Origin of the sequence: Aquibium sp. ELW1220, assembly GCF_030398385.1 — a bacterium.
Lineage (GTDB): Bacteria > Pseudomonadota > Alphaproteobacteria > Rhizobiales > Rhizobiaceae > Aquibium.
In genome coordinates this window covers 186,437-203,146 of record NZ_JAOAOQ010000005.1, presented here as the reverse complement: position 1 = coordinate 203,146, position 16,710 = coordinate 186,437, and the positions used below count along the sequence as shown (strand labels likewise).

The window sequence follows — 16,710 nt, the reverse complement described above, 5'->3', positions numbered from 1 at the left end:
CGAAAAGAGCGCCACCGCTAACGCTCGACCGGTGGATGTCTACGACCTCCGGGGCCTGAACTGCCCCCTGCCAGTGCTCAAGACCCGCCGCCGCCTCGCCGGCCTGCCCGCCGGCAGCCGCCTCTGGATCGAAACCACCGACCCCCTCGCCGTCATCGACATCCCCGCCTTCTGCCACGACGACGGCCACCGGCTGGTGGCGAGCGAGAGCGTGAGCAGTGGGTACAGGTTTTTGATCGAGCGGGGAGGGTAGATTCCGCGCCTTCCCGACTGCTGATCGCCTACGGCCTCCACCCGCCCGCGATCGCCAGCGGGTTGTCCTCCAGCGCCGCCCTGTCCGGCATGTCGATGCGGGGCTGGCCGGCGAAGGCCGCGAACAGGCGTTCGACGTAATCGGCCGGCATGTCGAAGGTGATCATGACGATGCGCACGCCGCGTGCGCCTTCGGGCCACTTCGCCAGCCGCACAGGCGGGTGCAGCACCTTCTGCACGCCGTGGATGACCAGCGGTTGCTCGCGGTCTTCCAGCGTCTCGACGATGCCTTTCATGCGCAGCAACTGCTCGCCATGGGTGGAGCGCAGGAGGTCGAGGAAGTTCTCCACGGTCGAGAGCGGCAGCGCCCGGTCGAGCACCAGCGAGACGGTGCGGATGCGTCCGTCGTTCTCATGGTGGTGGTGGTGATCGTGATGACCGTGGTCGTGGTGATGCCCGTGTCCGTCATGCCCGTGGTCGCCGTGGCCATGCCCGTCGTCGTGCCCATGATGGTGCAACGCATCGTGCTGTGCTTCTTCTCGCAGCCAGCGGGCGACATCGACGCTCTTGGCAGCCGGATCGTAGAGGCCGCAGTCGAGCAGGGCCGACGGCGTCGCACTCGCGGCATCGACAAGCGGTGCACCGGGGTTCAGCGCCTTCAGGCGTGCCTCGATCCCGCGCAGGTCGGCAGCCGTCGCCAGATCGCGCTTGGCCAGCACCAGGCGGTCGGCCATGGCCACCTGCTTGACCGCCTCCTCGTGCGCGTCGAGCGTGGCCGAGCCGTTGACGACGTCGACCAGCGTCACCACACCGTCGAGCCGGTAGGCCGCCAGGATCGCCGGATGCGCCATCAGCGACTGCAGCACCGGCGCGGGGTCGGCGAGCCCGGTGGTTTCCACCACCACGCGCTTCAGCAGTGGGATGCGGCCGGTCTGCATGCGGTCGGCGAGGTCTGCCAGCGTGTCGATCAGTTCGCCGCGCACGGTGCAGCACAGGCAGCCGTCGGACAGTTGGATGATGCCGTCCGAAGATTGCTCGACGAGGAGATGGTCGATCGCAACATCGCCGAACTCGTTGATGATGACCGCGGTATCGGTCAGCGCCGGATCTTTCAGGAGCCGGTTGAGCAGCGTTGTCTTGCCCGCGCCCAGAAAGCCGGTGAGGACCGTGACGGGAACGGGTGGCTGCATGTCGTCGTCTTTCGCTGCTACTGGACCGCGCTCGCCGCAACCGGCGGATAATCGGGCCGGGGCGTGGGGATGGGGACGTCGGCGTACTCGACCTCGTCCGTCGCATAGGGCGAGCGGGGGCCGGTGGCGCCGCCAAGGCCGACGGCCACGAGCACCGGCTCGCGTGCCGGCTTCTCGGCCAGATGCGGCGAACTGACGATGACCCGGCCCCGGCTGTCGATCTCGCCGGCGTCGAGGCGGGCCTTGTAGGCGGCCTTGGTGCAGATGCGGTCGCGCATGTTGGTGGTCTTGTCGAGGCCCTCGCCCGCGGGCGCCATCGACGCCAGCGTCGGCGCACCGGCCGCGCTCCTGCCGAAGCCGGCGGCCAGCAGGTCGGCGGCCTTGACCGCACGCTCCTCCGACGAGCGCTCGCCGATGACCACCGCCAGGAGCGTGCGCCCGCCGCGCGTGGCTGAGGCGACGAGGTTGAAGCCTGCCGGGCAGGTGTACCCGGTCTTCATGCCGTCGGCGCCTTCGAAGCGACCGATCAGGTCGTTGTGGTTGGTCATCTTTGACTTGCCGTCGACGATGCCCTCCAGCTTGAAGTAGCTCGCGTGGTCGGGGAAGTCGCGGCGAATCGCGGCGGCCAGCACGGCCAGATCGTGGGCGGTCGTGTATTGGCCCTCGTGGTGCAGGCCGTGCGCGTTCACCCAGTGCGAGCCGGTCATGCCCAGGCGCCGCGATTCCGCGTTCATGCGCGCGGCGAAGCCCTTCTCCGAACCGGCGATGCTCTCGCCGATGGCGGTGGCGACGTCGTTGGCCGACTTCACCATGATGATCTTCAGCGCGCTGTCGAGGGTCATCACCGAACCGACCGGGTAGCCCATCTTGCTCGGCGGCTCCTTCGCGGCGTTCTTCGTGATGCGCACTGGCGACGACAGCGTCACCTCCCCGGCTGCCACGGCGCGGAACGCGACATAGGCGGTCAGCATCTTGGTCAGCGACGCCGGATACCAGCGCTGGAAGGCATCCTGCTGCGACAGCACGCGACCGCCATCGAGGTCGACGACGAGCGAGGGGCCGGCGGCGGCCGGGCTCGCGGCCGCGACGAGCGCAGACAGGACGCAGGCGGTCAGCGTCGGGAAGGCACGGTTCAAATTCACTTTCGCCTCAAGCGGGAATTGCGCTACGGTTGCGGGAGAAGGCCATTCGGCCGATCCCCGGTTCTGCTACTTACCGCATGTGGCGCGGGAATGGCAAAACCATGCCGATCACGATCGCGCGGGGCGGGCGGGACGGCCAGCGAACAGGAGCAGGGTTCCCTACATGCCGATCCTCAACCGTGCCGCCGAGATGCAGCAGGAAGTCGCCGCCTGGCGTCGCCACCTCCACACCACGCCGGAGCTGGGCTTCGACCTTCACGAGACCTCGGCCTTCGTGGCTGCAAAGCTGCGGGAATTCGGCGTCGACGAAGTTGTCACCGGCATCGCCAGGACCGGGATCGTCGGCATCATCAACGGGCGGCTCGGTGATGGACCGACCATCGGCTTGCGCGCCGACATGGACGCGCTGCCGATCACCGAGGCGAGCGGCGTGGCGCATGCCTCGGCCAATCCCGGGAAGATGCACGCCTGCGGCCATGACGGACACACCTCGATGCTGATGGGTGCGGCGAAGTACCTCGCCGAGACGCGCAACTTCGCCGGCCGGGTCGCAGTCATCTTCCAGCCGGCAGAGGAAGGCGGCGGCGGCGGCGCCGTGATGGTGAAGGAAGGCATGATGGAGCGCTTCGGCATCAGCCGCGTCTTCGGCATGCACAATGAGCCCGGTCGGCCCGTCGGCCAATTCGCCACCCGGCCCGGGCCGATCATGGCTGCGACGGCGGAGTTTACCATCACGGTCAAGGGCAAGGGCGGACACGCGGCCTTTCCGCACCAAAACGTCGATCCGATCGTCATCACCAGCCAGATCGTGGGGGCACTGCAGACGATCGTGTCGCGCAATACCGATCCGCTTGAGGCGCTGGTCGTCTCTGTCACCAAGTTTCACGCCGGAGAGGCCTACAACATCATCCCCGAGACAGCGCAGATCGCCGGCACCGTCCGCACGCTGCGCAAAGACATCGCCGCACTCGCCGAAAAGCGCATGAAGGCGATCGTGCAGGGCATTGCCGAGGCGGGGGGCGCGACGGCGCATGTCGACTACGACGCCAATTATCCGGTCACGTTCAACCACCCTGAGGAGACCGACTTCGCGGTGAAGATCGCGTCGGAGGTGGCCGGCGCCCAGAACGTCGAGCCGAACATGGCCGCCGTGATGGGCGGAGAGGATTTCTCCTACATGCTGGAGGCGCGGCCGGGCTCCTTCGTCTTCATCGGCAACGGCGACACCGCCAACCTTCACCACCCCGGCTACGACTTCAATGACGAGGCGATCCCGCACGGGATCTCCTATTGGGTGCGCCTGACCGAGACGGCGCTCGCCGCCTGATCCCGCAATCTGGCTCCCCGGGCTGCCGCGAGCGGGCCGGCAAGGCCGTGCGAAACCCTTGGCCTGCGCGCCCAAACCCGTTATACGGTGCGCGCGTGGTCCCGTAGCTCAGTAGGATAGAGCATCAGATTCCTAATCTGAGGGTCACTGGTTCGAATCCAGTCGGGATCACCATGTTTCCCAGCAAGCCGGATCAGATCGACGGCGACGCTCCGACGCCAGGGCGAACAGGCACATCTACGTTCGCAGTCCGAAGTCCCGCGGTCCCCGTAGGCCAGCGAGTTCTCAGCAGCGCGATAGTCGCGACGATGAGGGCCGTGTCGGGGCTGTCATCGCTCCTTTGGATCCTGGCCGTCCAAGGAGCCAGATAGCGAGCTGAGGGGCGATCAGCCATCGAGGAGCAACTGGCCGAGGCCGGCGCGAAGCTGCGCAGGCAGTCTCCAACCGATCGCTGCTGATCTTCATCGCACAGAATTGCCGAACCCGATGCTTGCTGCTTCCACAAACTGGAAGGTCAAGGCCGCTTACGAGCGGCGATCTGTTCTTGGAACATCAGCGGCTGCGCGTGGTTCCCCTCAATGGAGGGAGCAGAATGAAGCGATCACAGACAGCCGGATTTTCGCCTTTCGCCGCCGGGGTCGTGGCCACGGTCGCATTGGATGCGCGCAGGGTCATCGTCGTCGCCTACAGCGGCAGCTACAATGTCGCCACGACCGAGGAGCACGCCTCCTTCACGCGGTCGGTGTTCGACACGACGTTCCGAAGGTCCCTCGAGAGCCGCGCCGCCGCCGAAACGGTGCAGTCCCAAATCTCGGACGCCATGCTCGCGACCGGAGCCGGCGAGCACAGGGAATATTGCCGGCCCTGCCATGCGGAGCCGCGCGTCGAGCGCACCTTGTGGTCGAGCGGAATGCGGCCGCGACCGCCGCATTTGAGGGAGGCTGCAGCGCATTGTGAGACGGCGGAAATCTTCTGGCCGGTGAAGCACCGCGCGAAGATGAGCGGTATGCCGGCCTTCGGCCCAGGCGATGACGACGAGACACTGTGGGGAATCGCAGCCTTCGTGAAACAGCTGCCCGCTACGACCCCGGAGCAGTATGCGGCCGCCGGTTGCGACTTGGAGCGGTCCGGGGACGGCAGCGCGAAGCGGGCCGTGCGTCCTGAGACGACGGGAGACGAGTGATGTCCTACTGGCGCTTCGCAGCGATGATCGCCACGTCGACGGTCGTTATGTACGGTCTGATGTATCTGAACACCTACGCCTACGAGCACGTGTTCTGGAGCGAGACGCGGGCTTGGATGGCTCTGCTGATGGGCGCGACCATGGCCTTCATCATGCTCGGCTTCATGCTGTCGATGTACAAGAGCGTGCCGCTCAATCTGGGGATCTTTGCCGGAGCGGTGGTCGTCTTCGCCGGTTCGCTGTGGCTGGTGCGTAGCCAGGCGACGGTGGACGACGTCGATTACATGCGCGCCATGATCCCCCACCACTCCATTGCCATCTTGACCAGCGAGCGCGCGCAGATCTCCGATCCCCGGGTCAGGAAGCTGGCAGACGAGATCATCGCCGCGCAGGAGCGCGAGATCGCGGAGATGAAGTACCTTTCTGCCGATCTGGAGGCACGCGACTGATGCACCGGATCCCGTTTCACCCGCTCGGGGCGCTCGCTCTCTGGCTCTCGTTCCTCCTCGTCTCCGGCTGCAGCGATTCCGGCGCTCCCGACGCCGCGTTCGATCCGGCGCGCGACGCGGATGTCGCGCGCATCCTGCCTGCGGCGGAGGCGATCGAGGGTGCGCACATTCCGACGCTCGACCCGGCGCGGCTGAACCATGCCGAGATCGAGAAAGCACTGGGGGCAGGACCCAAGTGCCTCTTTCGCTACACGAGTTCGGGACGGCCGGTTCTCGCCCTCGTTTCCGGGACGGCGGAGAGCCCGGCGGATGCTGTCATCAAGCTGAACGGCAATCTGGTCGTACTGGAAGCGCAGGCAACCGATGCGGGAACGGTCCTGACCGCCGACCCCATCCGCATGTCGATCATGCCGCTTGAAGGCCCCGACGCGGAGCAGCGGGAAGCCACGGCGGTCTTCGAGATCGGCGACAGCCTGCACGCCGGTTACCGCGGCTACTACGGCTGCAGCGAAACGGTCGAGGCGGCGACAGGCGCCTGAGAGCCATGAGGCAGGACGAGGCTAGCGCGCTGCCATGTAGGTCTCGGGTGACTTGCGGAAGGCTTCTGCGCAAGCGGGCGAGCAGAACCAAGGCCCCTCCGGATGCTGGCGCACGAAGCCGGCGAAGGGTGCCAGCATCTTGCAGACCGGGTCGATCCAATCGGGGTCGACAGACGCCGCGATCTCGATCGAGTACAGCGGGAGCCTGCCTGACACCGATCGGAGGGACACCTCGCCCAGCGGTGCGACAGAGATGCCGGTGGCCGCGGCCACGTCCGCGATGCGCTGCGTCGCCAGCAATTGTCCAGGAGCGGCCAAGGAGCTGATCCGGGACGCAGTGTTGACGGTCGCACCGAAATAGTCGCCGCGCCGTTCCAGCACCGCTCCGTGGTGAAGCGAGACCCGCGTTAGCGGGATTTCAGGTGTCGCGCGGCAAGCCGGGATGAGGCGGCCCATCACCAGGAGCGCCGATTCCGGATCCGGGAACAAAAGCATGGCGCCGTCCCCGAGCCATTTGATAACGTGCCCGTCGTCGCCAATGGCGGCCTTCACCAGCGCCTCGAAACGATCGATGACACCGACTGCGGAGATATCTCCGTAGACGTCGGTGATCGCGCTGAATCCCGCAAGGTCGATGAACCCGACCGTAGCGGCTGGAGCATCGAGGGGATCGCTCATCGGCGCCATGGCAACCTCTTCTCCGGCAAGCTGCCGGTTCTTTCCGGTCCCGCCTGTCGCCCGCCCGCGGCGGCAGGCAACGGACGAAGGACGTTCCCGGATGCCATCCATCCGTCTCGGCACGGCTGCATGCGGACAGGGGCTGGACTTCGGTGTCATTGAGGGTCCAGGCAGCCGAAAGGTCAAGCCCGTTCGCATGGTGTCTTCGCGGCCACATATCTCCGGGAAGAGGCCCGGTCCGGCCGCTTCGGCGCCTCCGCGGAGGCCTCCGCGTCTTGACCTGCCTGCGCGGTCAATAGAGATAGGTAGCGATCATAGCGCGAGACATTCTCTTCCCGAAATTACGGTGTGACGGATATGACGAAAGCGAACCCGTACCGCCTGGAGCGGGACCGCCTGGTGCGCGTGATCGAAAGTTCTACAAGCGAAGTCTACATTTTTCGCTCTGACGATTTCCGGTTCGTCTTCGCCAATACGGGTGCGCAGGAAAATCTCGGCTACTCTGCAGCCGAACTGAGAGACATGACCCCTCTCGATATCAAACCGGACTTCGACGGCGCAGCCTTTCAACTGCTTATCCGGCCCCTGCTCGACGGCTCGACCAGGCAGGTCGATTTCCAGACCGTGCACCGGCGCAGAGACGGTACGCACTACGATGCTTCGATCCGGCTGCAGCTGATGGACGAAAGCGAACCCGCGCTGTTCTACGCCGCGGTTCAGGACGTGACCGAGCGGGTCGCGACCGAGAGGCAGCTCGTGCAGACGAGCCGGCGGCTCAACGCCGTGCTGGAGAACACCATGATGGCGGTGTTCCTCATGGATACCCGCCAGCACTGCGTCTACATGAACAAGGCCGCCGAGGAGATGACTGGCTACACGCTCAGCGAGACGACGGGGCGACCGCTTCACGACGTGATTCATCACACGCACCCCGATGGCCGCCCCTTCCCGATCGAGGATTGCGCCATCGACCGTGCGCTGCCCCGGGAGATGCAGGTGCAGGGGCGCGAGGTGTTCGTCCACAGGGACGGATCGTTCTATCCCGTGGGCTTCACCGCCAGCCCGATCCGCGACGAGAACGGCAACGGGATCGGAACCGTCATCGAAGCGCGCAACATCACGGACGACCTCAGGGCGGAAGAAGCCGCCCGGGCCTTCAACGACAGCCTTGCGGAGCAGGTCGAGGGGGCAATCGCGGAACGCGAAGCCCTCACGCTGCAGCTGATCCAGTCGCAGAAGATGGAGGCGATCGGCAAGCTGACCGGCGGAATTGCGCACGACTTCAACAACCTCCTCCAGGTCATCGGCGGCAACCTGCAGCTACTGTCGAAGGAACTCGCCGGCAATGACCACGCACAGGCCAGGATCGGCAACGCGTTGGCCGGGGTCTCGCGCGGATCCAAGCTGGCGTCACAGTTGCTGTCGTTCGGCCGTCGCCAGCCCCTGCAACCAACGGTGATCAACATCGGCAAGCTCGTCCGATCCATGGACGACATGCTGCGCCGCGCGATCGGCGAGGCCGTCGAGGTCGAGACCGTGATCGCCGGCGGGCTCTGGAACACGGAGATCGATGCGACCCAGCTCGAGAACGCCCTGCTGAACCTCGCCATAAATTCGCGGGACGCACTGAACGGGCCGGGCAAGCTGACCATCGAGGCCAGCAACGGCTTCCTCGACGACGCCTACGCCCGGGAGCATGCCGATGTCGTGGCCGGCCAGTATGTCGTCATCGCGGTCACGGACAATGGCCCCGGAATGTCCCAAGACGTCCAGCGGCAGGCCTTCGACCCCTTCTTTTCAACCAAGGCAGAGGGTCAGGGGACGGGCCTCGGACTCAGCATGGTCTACGGTTTCGTGAAGCAGTCGGGCGGCCACATCAAGATCTACAGCGAGCCTGGAGACGGTACGACCATCCGGATGTACCTGCCGCGCTCGACCGATCCCGAGACCGTTCCCCGTCCAAAGAAGGTCGGTGCTCCGGTCGGCGGCAGCGAGACGATCCTCGTCGTCGAGGACGACGAGGATGTACGCGACACGGTCGTGGCCATGCTCTCAGACCTCGGCTACAAGGTCGTCAAGGCCAAGGATGCCGACAGCGCACTGACAATCGTCGAAAGCGGTCTGCCGATCGACCTCCTCTTCACTGACGTGGTGATGCCTGGGAAACTCCGGAGCCCCGAACTGGCGCGGATCGCGCAGCGGCAGTTTCCCGGGATCAAGGTTCTCTTCACATCGGGGTACACCCAGAACGCGATCGTGCACGGCGGCAAGCTCGACGAGAATGTCGAACTCCTGAGCAAGCCCTACTCGCGGGACGAACTCGGCCTGAAGATCCGGTCGGTGCTCGGTCCCGCGAAGAAGCCGGCCGCCGAACGGCCCCGCCGCCTGCGCGTCCTGATCGTCGAGGACGAGCCATTGATCCTGGTGACGGCAGTGGACATGGTGGAGGACCTTGGCCACGAGGTGCAGCAGGCCATGACCGTCGCCGAGGCGGAACGAATCCTCGCTGGCGGCTCGATCGACCTCCTGATGGTCGACCTCGGACTGCCCGATGGCAGCGGACAGGATCTCGCCGATGCGGCACAGCGCAAGCACCCCCGCCTCCGGGTCCTGATCGCATCCGGTCAGCAGCTTTCCCTGGAGGGAGAGCCGGCCATGGCGGCAATCTCGAAACCGTATAGCGAAAAGCAGATTGCCGCGGCGATCGCGCAGCTGTTCGGCAAACAGCCGGAAGGCTGACGCCGGGTTTCGCCGGAATACCTCCGGAGCGGCGGGGGTCCTTTACGGAGGACGCCGGCACCGCAGCGCCTCGGCCGACGCTGCCTCGTCTCCGGTAACGCTACCGTTCGAACATGCCGATCCGCCGGTCGCCGATGCGGTGGACCGCGATCTCCATGTCGTAGATGCCGCTCAGGACAGCAGCGGACATGAAGTCTCCGGGAGCGCCGTCGAAGACGACGCGTCCGGCCTTCATCGCGACGATGCGGTCAGCGTAGCCGGCGGCGAAGTTGATGTCGTGCAGGACGACGGTCACCGACTTGCCGAGTTCGTCGACGGCCCTGCGCAGCAGGCGCATTGTCTCGACCGCGTGGCGCATGTCGAGGCTGTTCAGCGGTTCGTCGAGCAGCAGATAGTCGGTGTCCTGGCACAGCACCATCGCCATGAAGGCGCGCTGGCGCTGACCGCCCGACAGTTCATCTAGGAAGCGGTGTTCAAGCCCCCCCAGGTTCAGGAAGGCGATCGACGCGGCGACCCGGTCCCGGTCGACCGGAGTCGGGCGCCCCCTGTTGTGAGGAAAGCGTCCGAAACCCACCAGGTCGCGGACGGTCAGGCGCGCGCTCATGACGTTGTCCTGCTTCAGGATGGCGACGCGACGCGCGAGCGCATCGCTCCGGGCGGTCGCGACGTCCATACCGCCGATCCGGACGCTGCCCGAATCCGCCGGCGAAAGGCGTGCCATGATCGACAGGAGGGTGGACTTTCCGGCGCCGTTCGGCCCGACGATCACCGTCAGCCCCGGGTGGGGCAGGTCGAGCGAGACGTCGGCGACGACCGCCGTATTGCCGTAGGCCTTGGTGACGTTGCGAACCTCGATCATCGATAGGCGCCGCGCATGAGGAGGAGAATGAAGACTATGCCGCCGATGAACTCGATCACCACACCGAGCACGCTGTCGAGCTTCAGCACATGTTCGAGAACCGTCTGGCCGCCAACCACGACGATGATCGCGATCAGCGCCGCAGCGGCCAGCGCCGCGCGGTGACGGTGCCCGACGGCGATGTAGGCGAGATTGGCGACCAATAGTCCGAAGAAGGCGATCGGCCCGACGAGGGCAGTCGAGGCGGAGACGAGCACCGCCACGAGGAACAGCAGTTGCGTCACCATGTGCTTGTGCGGGACACCGAGGCCGATCGCTGCATCCCGTCCCAGCGACAGGACGTCGAGCGTGCGGTGGATGGACAGAAGCCGGCAGCAGGAGACGACGACCACCACGCTCGTCACGCCGAGCAGACCGACGTCGATGCTGTTGAAGCTCGCGAAGAGCAGATCCTGGAGAGCGGAGAACTCGTTCGGATCGAGCACGCGCTGCAGCAGCGAAGCAAGGCTGCGGAAGAGCACGCCGCACACGACCCCGGAAAGCACCAGGAGATGGATGCTGCGGCCGTGCTCAGACAGGAGCCACCGGAACAAGGCGACGGAGAATACGACCATCAGGGCGGCTTCCCCCGTGAAGCGCAGGTTGGGGTCGATCCCCGCGAGTTCGCGAGAGCCGAGAAAGAAGACGAGCGCCGTCTGGATCGCTGCATAGAGGGAATCGAATCCCATGATCGCCGGGGTGAGAATGCGGTTCTGTGTGACGGTCTGGAAAATCACCGTCGAGAAAGCGATGGCGACGGCGACGACCACCATCGCGGTGAGCTTGAAGCCGCGGAACGGCAGGACGAAGTCCCAGCCACCGCGCACGCCCAGAGTCATGTAGACGACTGCGCAGGCGAGCGCGGCCGTCGCGAGACCGGCCAGCACGACCGTCTCGCGGCTCGCGTCGGCACGGAAGCCGGCGTCAGCCAAGGCGTGCCTCCCGGCGGAGAAGCAGCATCAGAAAGATCGCGGAGCCGAGCACCCCGACGACGGTCCCGACCGGGATCTCGTAGGGATACCGGATCAGCCGTCCGGCAAGGTCGCAGGCGAGCAGGAAGACTGCGCCGCAGACTGCGATCCAGGGCAACGTCCGCCGCAGGTTGTCGCCCATCAGGAGGCTGCCGAGGTTGGCGACAATCAAGCCGAGGAACGGGACGGTACCGACCGTCACCACGCTGGCCGACGTGACGAGGGAGACGATGACGAGGCCGGTGGCGACGATGCGCCGATGATCCAGGCCGAGATTGGTGGCGAAGCTCTCGCCCATCCCGGCAACGGTGAAGCGATCGGCGATGAAATAGGCCGCGGCGGCCAGGGCGAAGCCGACCCAGAGCAGTTCGTAGCGGCCCCGCAGCACCCCCGAAAAGTCGCCGTTCGTCCAGGTCGCAACGGACTGGAGGAGGTCGAAGCGCAGCGCGAGGAAGACTGTCACAGCCTGAATGACACCGCCGAGCATCAGCCCGGCCAGCGGCACCAGCAGGCTCGACCGGGCGGGGATGCGCTCCACCAGCCGCAGGAACAGGAAAGTCGCCACGAGAGCGACCGATGCCGCAGTGATCATCTTGGCCAGGATCGGCAATCCAGGGGCGAGGATTGCCACGACGACCAGGCCGAGGCTTGCGGCCTCCACCGTGCCGGAGGTCGTCGGTTCTATGAACCGGTTGCGGAACAGCATCTGCATGATCACCGCGGCGACGGCGATGGCCATACCGCTCAGGATGATGGCGAAGGTCCGCGGAATGCGACTGACGAGAAGGAGCCGGAGCGAGTCGGGGTCAGCGCGACCGGCGAGGACTGCGGCGATGTCGATCTGGCCGACGCCGACCAGGATGCTGGCTCCGGAGAGGGCGATCAGCGCCAGCACGATTCCCGCCGGCATGAGCCACCGCCGAGCCACGCCTGCCGAAGCGTCGGCGAGCGCCATTCAGCGTGACTTTTCCAGAGCGGCGGCGATTTCCTCCACCACCGTCCGAACTGCCGAGATTCCGGCGCCGACCAGGTACCAGCGAACGGTGTCGACGTAGACGATCCGGTGGTTCTCGGCCGCCCTGGTCGCCGCCACGAGATCATTGTCCAGCGTTCCGGCCGCGGAGGCGCCTGCGCTGCCTATCGCGGAATCCCGGTCGACCACGAACAGCCAGTCCGGATTGGTCTGCAGGAGATACTCGAACGAGACCACCTCGCCATGCGTGGCTGCGGTGACCGCATCGGCAGCAGGGCGCACGCCGAGGTCGTCATGGATCCAGCCGAAGCGCGAACCCGGGCCGTAGGCGGTCACCTTGCCGCCATTGGTCATGATGACGAGAGCATCGCCGGCGGCCGGCGCACGCTCCCTGACTGCCGCGACGGATGCATCGAGATCGGCGATGCGTTCGGCCGCTTCCGTCTCTTTGCCGAAAATGCGGCCGAGCAGGACAGCGTTCGCCTTCGCACCCGCCAGATAGGCGTCGGGCGCGACGGTGAGGTCGATCGTCGGCGCGATGCGCGACAGCTCGGCGTATCTGGGAGACGAGCGCCCGGCGACGATGATGAGATCCGGGCCGGCGGCGGCAATCGCCTCGAAGTCGGGCTCGAACAAGGAGCCGATCTTCAGGTACCCATCGCCACGGTACTTGCCCAGATAGTCAGGAATGTTGGACCCCGGCACGCCAGCGACCTCGACGCCGAGAGCGTCGAGCGTGTCCAGCGCGGCCAGGTCGAAGGTGAATACCTTCGTCGGGGGGGCAGGAAGAACGGTTTCGCCCTGCGCATGCTGGACGCGGATCTCCTGCGCCACGGCGGGCGCCGAGGCCAGGGCGAAGACCGCGAAGAGCAGGATTGCCGCGAGACGGCGGGGAGAACAATCGGACACGGTCACGTCGAACCTCTTGAGCGGTGATTGCGCCTGTGCGGCAAGTCAGTGGCGCCGTACTTCGGTCGGCTTCACGCCGAACTGCCGCTTGAAGGCGGTGGCAAAATTCGCGGGGCTGGTGTAGCCGGCGATGTAGGCGGCCTCCGAGACGCTGGAGCCCTCGCGTTCCAGCGCAAAGCGGGCCCGCTCGAGCCCCCGACGCCGGACGTATTCGAAGACGCCGGTGCCGTGCGCTGCGTGGAAGAGCCGCCGCAGGGTGCTGACGCTGACACCGCCTGTGCGGGCGATTTCCTGCAGCGGCGGCAGATCGCAAAGATGCGCATCCAGATACTCCTCAAGGGTGCGCAGGCGGCGCAGGTCGAACGGCCGGAGTGTGGCATGGCGCTCGGCGGCGGAATTCTGCGTCAGGGCCGAAAACGCTTCTGCAACGATGTCGAGTGCGCGGCTTTCCAGGTAGAGGTTCCGCATCGACGCCGAATAGGGCGGCGGGTGCAGCATCTGCTCGGCCAGCGAGACGAGGCCCGGACTGGCGGTCCATTCGAACCGCGCGAGGTGCGACTCGGCAAATCTCCGGACCGCCTGCGAATCCTCGCTCGACCCGAAGGCGCCCTCGTGAAGCCAGTCGGTCGACAGCGTCACGTTGACCTTGCGGATGTGATCGCCTTTCCGCGCATGGCGCTGGAACTCGTCAGGCTGGGCTCGTGCGGTGACGACGCCGCGCACCGGGCTGCCGGGGATGCGGCCCAGGTGGAGAGACTTTCCACCGATGGTCGCTTCGATGCAGCCGGACAGGAACAAGTGAATCGTCAGGCCGGGGCGCTGTTCGACGACGGTGGTCATGTCATGCAGATCGACGGCATCCGACGAGTGGACGACCAGCCCCCTGCGCAGCCGCACCAGCTGGTACTCGCCCTTCAGCGCGATGCCGCCAGGCGCGGGGCGGACGTTGCGCAGCGCAAAGCCGTCTCCGACCAGCACCGATGTATCGGCGATGGTGGCGAAGCTCACGGCTCCTTCGTCGCAGGCTGCCGGGACGTTCTGCACGTGTGTCGTCGAACCTTCTCCATGCCCGAAGCCTGGCCGTCATGACACATCGCAACCCGACCGTGCCGGCCGGCGTGGCGAGTCCGTCGCGCGGCAAACGCTTTTGGCGCTTTCGCAAAGGACGCCGGCTGGCGACCCTCGCCGTGATGCACTAACAAACATGATGATACTAATCAACTTATGCCGCAAGGATCGCGGCGACCATGCATCTGGGGGTCGGACATGAGTGAGCACATCGCGAGACAGCGCACAGGCCGCAGCGGACGGAAACTGGCCGCACTGCTGCTGGCCACGACCTCGCTGGCCGCGGGCGCCGCACCGTCCATCGCGCAGGACTCCGGACAAAACGGCGCGGCTACTACGCTCGACAGGCTGGTCTTCGACGGTGCGAGCTACGAGACCGAGGACACCGATAGCTACACCACCGATCGCATCAGCGTCGGGGAAAAGGACGTGCGCCCGGTGCGGGAGATACCGCAATCAACGACGGTGATCACGCGCGAGCGGCTCGAGGACGGCAAATATACCTCGCTCGACACGGTGCTGCGCGAGACGCCCGGCATCGTGGTGCTGAACAACGACGACGGCCGGTCGAGCATCTTCTCGCGCGGGTTCGAGTTCGACTACCTCTATTTCAACGGCCTGCCGGCGCCGGTCTCCAGCGTCTATGGCACGCAGCCGGACATGGCGATCGTCGACCACATCGAGATCCTGCGCGGGCCGGCGGGCCTGTTCGGCGGCGCGGGCGAGCCCGCCGGCGCGATCAACATGCGGCTGAAGCAGGCGAAGGACACGTTCGCGGTGCGGGTGGACGGCACCGTCGGCTCCTGGGAGAACGGCCGTGCCGAACTCGACGTGACGGGTCCGCTCAACGAGGCCGGCACGATCCGGGGCCGCTTCGTCGGCGCCTACCAAGGCGAGGGAAGCTGGGTGGAGAACGTCGAAAACGGCGTAGGCGTCGCCTACGGCACAGTCCAGGCGAACGTCACCGAGAACACGACCGCGACCTTCTCCATCAGCCACATGCAGCGCGACATCATGCCGTTCAACGGCCTGCCGAGCTATCAGGACGGCACGCTGGTCGATCTCGACCGCTCCACATTCACCGGCGCCGACTGGAACAGTTTCGACAACGAGGTGACGGACTACATCGCCGAGGTGGAGCACAAGTTCGACGACGGCGGCCACGCGAAGGTCTCGGCGCGCTACCAGGTGACGGACGTGAACTTCCTCTACGCCTGGGCGAACGGCTACGTCGCCGAAAACGGCGACATCGTGTCGAGCGGCGCCGACACAGCCGATTCGCGCTGGCTCGCGCGCGAATACGACGCCAAGTCGCTCTCCCTGGACGCCCATATCAGCAAGCCGTTCGAGCTGTGGGGACAGGAGCACAACGTGATCCTGGGCTTCGACTACCAGAACCAGGACATCACGACGCTGCAGGGCGCGGGCACGATCATCGTCGACCAGAACATCTACGACTGGAACAGCGATCTCGACGAGCCGACGGTGAACTATTCGAGCCAGACGAATGTCGACCCGCAGCAGTTCGGCGTCTATGGCCAGCTGCGCATCAAGCCCTCCGACCCGCTGACGCTGATCGGCGGTGCCCGCGTCACCTGGTACGACGCCACGACCACCAATCTCGTGAACGACACGGCCACGAGCGTCGTCGACATCGACGGCCAGTTCACGCCCCATGCCGGCGCGGTCTACGACCTCACCGACCGGCTCTCTGCCTATGCGAGCTACACCGCCATCTTCCAGCCCCAGACGGCCACCGACATCGACGGCGCCATGCTCGACCCGCGCGAGGGACGGCAGTACGAGGTCGGCCTCAAGGCGGAACTCTTTTCCGGAGTGAATGCCTCCGTCGCCTATTTCAACCTGCGCGACACGAACCGCGCGGTGACGGACCCCGACAATCCCGGCTTCTCGGCCGCGCTAGGCGAGGTGCAGGCGCAGGGTATCGAGGTCGAGGCGAGCGGCGAGGTGCTGCCGGGCTTTCAGCTCTCGGTCGGCTACACCTTCACCGACACGGAATACCTGAATACGACCTCGGCCGGCACGGCGGGCACGGTGTTCAGCGCCTACACGCCCGAGCACATGTTCCAGCTGTGGAGCAAGTACAGCTTCAACGAGAGCCACGGGGTGCTCGACGGCTTTTATGTCGGCGCCGGCCTGAAGGCCTTCAGCGCCTTCTCCTCCGGCTCGCTCAAGGCGCCGGCCTACACCACGGTGGATCTCCTGGCTGGCTACGAAGTCAACGAGCACCTCGAGGTCAGCCTCAACGTCAACAACGTCTTCGACGAGAAGTACTATGCCCGCGTGGGCAGCAATTCGGTGTTCAACTTCTACGGCGAGCCGCTGAGCGCCTCGCTGCGGGTGTCCGCCAAATTCTAGGACGACCGGGCCG

15 protein-coding genes and 1 tRNA gene are annotated in these 16,710 nt (G+C 66.0%); 8 read left to right on the top strand and 8 right to left on the bottom strand.

Annotation, left to right across the window (positions count from 1 at the left end):
* The first annotated feature begins 31 nt into the window (after positions 1 to 31).
* The gene (locus N1F91_RS07055; RefSeq protein WP_289991135.1) at positions 32 to 253 is read left to right on the top strand and encodes a sulfurtransferase TusA family protein; all 222 of its coding nucleotides are present in this window, start codon (positions 32 to 34) and stop codon (positions 251 to 253) included.
* A 28-nt stretch (positions 254 to 281) separates the two neighbouring features.
* Here the strand turns inward: N1F91_RS07055 and N1F91_RS07050 are convergent, their stop codons facing one another.
* Both N1F91_RS07050 and N1F91_RS07045 read right to left on the bottom strand, forming a co-directional pair.
* A complete protein-coding gene (locus tag N1F91_RS07050; protein WP_289991042.1) occupies positions 282 to 1,442 on the bottom strand; it encodes a GTP-binding protein in 1,161 nt (386 codons plus the stop codon).
* 17 nt (positions 1,443 to 1,459) lie between these two features.
* Positions 1,460 to 2,584, bottom strand: coding sequence for a D-alanyl-D-alanine carboxypeptidase family protein (locus N1F91_RS07045; RefSeq protein ID WP_354670526.1), 1,125 nt, complete (start codon positions 2,582 to 2,584; stop codon positions 1,460 to 1,462).
* A 163-nt stretch (positions 2,585 to 2,747) separates the two neighbouring features.
* Between N1F91_RS07045 and N1F91_RS07040 the strand changes: the two genes are divergently transcribed.
* From N1F91_RS07040 to N1F91_RS07020, 5 genes are all read left to right on the top strand, one after another.
* Positions 2,748 to 3,911: a M20 aminoacylase family protein gene (locus tag N1F91_RS07040; RefSeq protein WP_289991041.1), complete on the top strand. Its 1,164-nt coding sequence runs from the start codon at positions 2,748 to 2,750 to the stop codon at positions 3,909 to 3,911.
* 97 nt (positions 3,912 to 4,008) lie between these two features.
* Positions 4,009 to 4,085: transfer RNA gene (locus tag N1F91_RS07035), tRNA-Arg, on the top strand.
* Positions 4,086 to 4,455: 370 nt separating this feature from the next.
* Complete coding sequence (locus N1F91_RS07030; RefSeq protein ID WP_289991040.1) at positions 4,456 to 5,094, top strand: c-type cytochrome; 639 nt, start codon at positions 4,456 to 4,458, stop codon at positions 5,092 to 5,094.
* Entirely contained in the window at positions 5,094 to 5,543 is a 450-nt protein-coding gene (locus N1F91_RS07025; RefSeq protein WP_289991039.1) for a DUF305 domain-containing protein, read from the top strand. Before N1F91_RS07030 ends, N1F91_RS07025 begins: the two co-directional genes overlap by 1 nt.
* Positions 5,543 to 6,082, top strand: a complete 540-nt coding sequence (locus tag N1F91_RS07020; protein WP_289991038.1) for a hypothetical protein — start codon at positions 5,543 to 5,545, stop codon at positions 6,080 to 6,082. The genes N1F91_RS07025 and N1F91_RS07020 overlap by 1 nt, the downstream gene beginning before the upstream one ends.
* Positions 6,083 to 6,103: 21 nt before the next feature.
* Here the strand turns inward: N1F91_RS07020 and N1F91_RS07015 are convergent, their stop codons facing one another.
* Entirely contained in the window at positions 6,104 to 6,769 is a 666-nt protein-coding gene (locus tag N1F91_RS07015) for an adenylate/guanylate cyclase domain-containing protein (RefSeq protein WP_289991037.1), read from the bottom strand.
* 348 nt (positions 6,770 to 7,117) lie between these two features.
* Between N1F91_RS07015 and N1F91_RS07010 the strand changes: the two genes are divergently transcribed.
* Complete coding sequence (locus tag N1F91_RS07010) at positions 7,118 to 9,499, top strand: PAS domain S-box protein (RefSeq protein ID WP_289991036.1); 2,382 nt, start codon at positions 7,118 to 7,120, stop codon at positions 9,497 to 9,499.
* Positions 9,500 to 9,599: 100 nt separating this feature from the next.
* Here N1F91_RS07010 and N1F91_RS07005 read toward each other — a convergent pair whose 3' ends face one another.
* From N1F91_RS07005 to N1F91_RS06985, 5 genes are all read right to left on the bottom strand, one after another.
* Positions 9,600 to 10,358, bottom strand: coding sequence for an ATP-binding cassette domain-containing protein (locus N1F91_RS07005; protein ID WP_289991035.1), 759 nt, complete (start codon positions 10,356 to 10,358; stop codon positions 9,600 to 9,602).
* Entirely contained in the window at positions 10,355 to 11,236 is an 882-nt protein-coding gene (locus N1F91_RS07000) for an iron chelate uptake ABC transporter family permease subunit (protein ID WP_289991133.1), read from the bottom strand. The genes N1F91_RS07005 and N1F91_RS07000 overlap by 4 nt, the downstream gene beginning before the upstream one ends.
* Positions 11,237 to 11,321: 85 nt before the next feature.
* On the bottom strand, positions 11,322 to 12,323 hold the full coding sequence (locus tag N1F91_RS06995; protein WP_289991034.1) for an iron chelate uptake ABC transporter family permease subunit: 1,002 nt from the start codon (positions 12,321 to 12,323) through the stop codon (positions 11,322 to 11,324).
* Positions 12,324 to 13,256, bottom strand: coding sequence for a siderophore ABC transporter substrate-binding protein (locus tag N1F91_RS06990; RefSeq protein WP_289991033.1), 933 nt, complete (start codon positions 13,254 to 13,256; stop codon positions 12,324 to 12,326).
* A 39-nt stretch (positions 13,257 to 13,295) separates the two neighbouring features.
* The gene (locus N1F91_RS06985) at positions 13,296 to 14,258 is read right to left on the bottom strand and encodes an AraC family transcriptional regulator (protein WP_289991032.1); all 963 of its coding nucleotides are present in this window, start codon (positions 14,256 to 14,258) and stop codon (positions 13,296 to 13,298) included.
* 258 nt (positions 14,259 to 14,516) lie between these two features.
* Between N1F91_RS06985 and N1F91_RS06980 the strand changes: the two genes are divergently transcribed.
* Positions 14,517 to 16,697, top strand: a complete 2,181-nt coding sequence (locus N1F91_RS06980) for a TonB-dependent siderophore receptor (RefSeq protein WP_289991031.1) — start codon at positions 14,517 to 14,519, stop codon at positions 16,695 to 16,697.
* The last annotated feature ends 13 nt before the right edge of the window (positions 16,698 to 16,710 follow it).